The organism is Bacillus sanguinis (genome assembly GCF_018332475.1).
GTDB classification, from domain to species: domain Bacteria; phylum Bacillota; class Bacilli; order Bacillales; family Bacillaceae_G; genus Bacillus_A; species Bacillus_A sanguinis.
Genome location: NZ_BOQB01000179.1, coordinates 1 through 4,086, shown reverse-complemented (window position 1 = coordinate 4,086; position 4,086 = coordinate 1). Strand labels below are relative to the sequence as shown.

The following is a 4,086-nucleotide window of genomic DNA, read 5'->3' as shown; positions in this document are numbered from 1 at the left end:
TATCTTCCTTCGCGCGAAAACGTTGGACTTTTTTTACAAATGAAAGGGGGATTCTTCCGATGACACCTTGCTTTGCTTCATTAAAATGATTTTTAGTATAGCATGTTGAAAGTATTGGGTAAAATGTTAAGTTCGAAATTTCATTAGAAAAGATGTGGTTCTAACATATCTTTTACTAGGGCATTAGTTGTTTCTTATTTATGAGGCTGATAAGATAGGGAATACACATAGTTGTTTATCAATATAAATTAATATTCTTTATGTAGAGTCATATTCCTTGATAACGTTTCTGGTTCATTATTTAAAGTAGCTTCGATTACATTAGCAAATGGAGCTGACAATATCTCAATTTATATACCAATGTTCGCTAGTCAAACCTTGGAAGCAAATATCATTACATTAAGTATCTTTTTTTCCATGATAGCAATATGGTGTTTGATTAGCTATATATTGATAAGAACTCCAATTTTAGCTAAAGCACTTGAGAAAAACGGTCATATTGTCGTTCCAATCGTTCTAATTGGTTTAGGAATTTTTATACTTTTTCGTAGTGATACAATTGCATTTTTTTATTAAAATGTTTAATTAACGGACGCTTTAATTAAAATGGATTGAACAACGTATAAAGCCTTATTACAGATAAGGCTTTATTTATTTTAGTGGACTAAAACAGTGAACTGCAACTTTTAAGTTAGACAGGACATTTCGATTGTTAAATTGAATAGATACCATAAAAGGAGCGTGATAATTTAAATGAAAATAGTAAAACAATGGGTCCAGGAAGATAGTGATTACATAAGAGAAAAAGTAATTGAATATAATCAAAAACATATTTCGGATGAAGAGAAAAAGCCTTCAGAAAAAATTAGTTTTATAGTAAAAAATGAAAATGAAGAAATAGTAGGCGGAATAACTGCAATTACATTTTGGCACCACGTACATGTTGATTTTCTGTGGGTTTCTGAAGAATATAGACACGAAGGATATGGAACTAAGTTAATAAAACTTATTGAAGAATTTGCAATTGAAAATGAGTGTAGGCTAATCAATTTAGATACTTTTAGCTTTCAAGCTCCTGATTTTTATAAAAAGCATGGATATAAAGTAATTGGAGTAAGTGAAGACCACCCTAAAGGGCATAATCGATACTATTTGGAAAAAAGGTTATAAAAGAATCCAAAATGAATCAATCAAAGCATAAAGAGCGTACGTTGAATGATCACTTTCAAAATATGCTCTTTTTTATATAGTAATGAAAGGTTAACGATTATTAACTTTGCTAAGAGCAGATAAATGAAATAGTCAATTAACTTTTTTATATTTTAAAACGAATAAATGGTAGAATGTAACAAAGATAGAAAATTCCCATTATTAGAGGTGGACTTAGGTGAAAAAAGTAAATGTTACATATGCACTTTTATACGATAAAACGAATGAAAAGATCTTAATGGTAAAAAACAAAGGGAAGAATGGTTCTTATTACACGTTACCAGGTGGCGCGGTTAAATTGGGAGAAACGTTAGAAGAGGCAGTAATTCGGGAAGTGAAAGAAGAAACCGGATTACATATAACTGTAAATGGTATTTGTTACATTAGCGAAGCTTTTTTTGAAGAGAGAGGACATCATGCAATTTTCTTTAATTTTTTAGGCGAAATAATCGGCGGAAAGACGTATATATCAAGGCCAAAAGAAATCGAAGAAATTACTTGGATGGAATTACATAGAGCAGTGTCTCATTTACGTATACCAGAACACTTATTAAATATATTACAAAGAAAAAGAACAGTACCTTACTTTTTTAACGGAACAATTATTCATCAATCTTCATAAAATTATCATTTCATGTAAGGCGGGGAAAAAATGGAGTTTATCGTTAATCATAAAAATTTCACTCAAGCACTTTCAGAAGTAAGTAAAGCTATATCTACCAAAGCTATAATTCCTATACTATCCGGTATAAAAATATCTGCAAATCAATCGGGAATTACTTTAATCGCAAGTAATTCAAATATTTTCATCGAAAAATTCATCCCTAGTTCCATAGATAACGAACAAATTACGACTATCTTCAAAGCAGGAACAATTGTTGTACCTGCAAAATACTTCATTGAAATTATAAAGAAAATGCCAAGCGATATAGTAATAAAAAGTAAGAATGAGCAAACAATTACCATACAATCAGAAGAAATCACATTAAACTTAAATGGATTTCTAGCGAATGAATTTCCTAACGTACCACAAATAGACGATCATGCAGAAATACAAATAGAAACAAAACAATTGATTGATGCGTTTAAACAAACAGTCTTTGCAGTAGCGAAAAATGAATCTAGACCCGTTCTTACCGGAGTACATATCGAGTTAGACCACAACAAATTAATATGCGCTGCAACTGACTCTCATAGACTAGCTATACGTGAAACATTAATTTCTACTAATGTGAAAGCAAATTGTATTGTACCAAGTGAAACCATTAATGAGCTTTTAAAATTAATGAACAGCAATTTAGAATTCGTTTCTATTTATCTATCAGAAAGCCACATTATTTTTACATTCGGCACAACTACGTTATATTCAAGACTAATCGAAGGGAAATATCCTAATATTTCTACTCTCATTCCAAATGAATTTCAAACAGTCATTAACATCGATAGACAAAGAATGTTACAAGGGGTAGATCGATCAAGCTTATTAGCAAGTGAATGGGCAAATAACAACGTTAATTTAGAAATCATAAACGAATCCACAATTCAAATTTCTTCTAACGCTTCTCAGATTGGGAAAATATCCGAGACGCAACAAATAGATGGACTTCAAGGTGAAAAACAATTAAATATATCTTTCGATGGACGTTTTATGTTGGATGCTTTAAGGGCAATAAAAGAAGAAACGGTTACTTTAAATTTCAGCGGTTCTATGAGACCGATATTAATTGAAGCAGGGACGCAATCTACAGCAGTACATCTTATATCTCCAGTGAGAACTTATTCATAACAAAGGAAGGAATCACATTATGTACAAGTACACTTTATGTTTTATAAAGAGAAATAAAGAGATACTTATGTTAAATAGAGAATATGACCCTGTAAAAGGATTGTGGAATGGGGTAGGGGGAAAGATAGAAAAGGGAGAAACACCTTTAGAGAATGCAATCCGTGAAATAAAAGAAGAGACTAATATAGAAGTTATGCATGACCAAATTCAATTTAAAGGGATTATTAAGTGGGAGGACTCTCCATATTCTGGCGGTATGTATGTTTATATAATAGAGATGCTTAATGAATTTACATATCAAACTCCAAAAAAAGTATCAGAAGGAATTTTAGATTGGAAAGAGATTTCTTGGATTCTAAGTGACTTTAATTACGGCGTAGGAGAGATGATACCAAAATTTTTATATGCAGTACTCCACAATGAATTAATATTAGAGCACAATTTTGTTTTATCTAATCATAAATTAATAGATTATAGGAATAAAGAATTAGCTAAGCAGGACGGCTCTATAGATAATATAATTCAATTATAAAAAGTAAGAATTGTAATCTATCATACACAGCAAAATAATTATCACCTGAATATAAAAGCCATAGATTGTTCGAAGAGTAGCTAAGGATAAAATTTATATGAGGATGAGTGTGATGAAGAAATTAATTATTTTACTCATAGGTATCATTCTAATTACTTTTGCTTTTTATCAATACAATAAAACAGATAGTTTATCTAAAAATGATAAGGTGTATGTAGAAGACTTTAAAGGGGAAAATGATTCAAACAAAATACAATCTGCTATTAATAAAGCAGAATCTAGTAAAATTAAAACAGTATTGCTTGATGATAAGAAGTATAAAATTACGTCACCAATCGTAGTGAAACATGGTGTTAAGTTATTATTTGGTTATGGAACACAATTTGTTGTTGAAGGTAATTTTAGAGTTCTAGAATTAGAAAAAAACGCTTCTATTGAAGGAGCTTATATAGCTATAGATGATCCTAAATTTAATTCGGAAGTTATATATGTAGATGGAAAAAATAAATATTATAACACTTGGCACAAAACACAAATAAAAGATATAAATATTATCAAT

The 4,086-nt window shown here is 30.2% G+C and carries 4 protein-coding genes and 3 pseudogenes; 6 read left to right on the top strand and 1 reads right to left on the bottom strand.

Features of this window, described 5'->3' with window-relative positions; all coding sequences use genetic code 11:
* Positions 1–73: pseudogene (locus KI369_RS29910) on the bottom strand (DUF3841 domain-containing protein); the annotation flags it as partial.
* 203 nt (positions 74–276) lie between these two features.
* On the opposite strand from KI369_RS29910, the pseudogene KI369_RS19170 reads away from it, so the two are divergent.
* The 6 genes and pseudogenes from KI369_RS19170 to KI369_RS19145 all read left to right on the top strand — a co-directional run.
* Positions 277–576 (top strand): annotated as a pseudogene (locus KI369_RS19170) (cadmium resistance transporter); the annotation flags it as partial.
* A gap of 177 nt (positions 577–753) precedes the next feature.
* On the top strand, positions 754–1,170 hold the full coding sequence (locus KI369_RS19165; protein ID WP_212956997.1) for a GNAT family N-acetyltransferase: 417 nt from the start codon (positions 754–756) through the stop codon (positions 1,168–1,170).
* A 217-nt stretch (positions 1,171–1,387) separates the two neighbouring features.
* Positions 1,388–1,831 carry an NUDIX hydrolase gene (locus KI369_RS19160; protein ID WP_212956996.1) on the top strand — a complete coding sequence of 148 codons (444 nt, stop codon included), beginning with the start codon at positions 1,388–1,390 and terminating at the stop codon, positions 1,829–1,831.
* Positions 1,832–1,861: 30 nt separating this feature from the next.
* Positions 1,862–2,995, top strand: coding sequence for a DNA polymerase III subunit beta (gene dnaN / locus KI369_RS19155; protein WP_212956995.1), 1,134 nt, complete (start codon positions 1,862–1,864; stop codon positions 2,993–2,995).
* Between the two features lie 19 nt (positions 2,996–3,014).
* Positions 3,015–3,527 carry an NUDIX hydrolase gene (locus tag KI369_RS19150; RefSeq protein WP_212956994.1) on the top strand — a complete coding sequence of 171 codons (513 nt, stop codon included), beginning with the start codon at positions 3,015–3,017 and terminating at the stop codon, positions 3,525–3,527.
* Positions 3,528–3,624: 97 nt separating this feature from the next.
* Positions 3,625–4,086: pseudogene (locus tag KI369_RS19145) on the top strand (hypothetical protein); the annotation flags it as partial.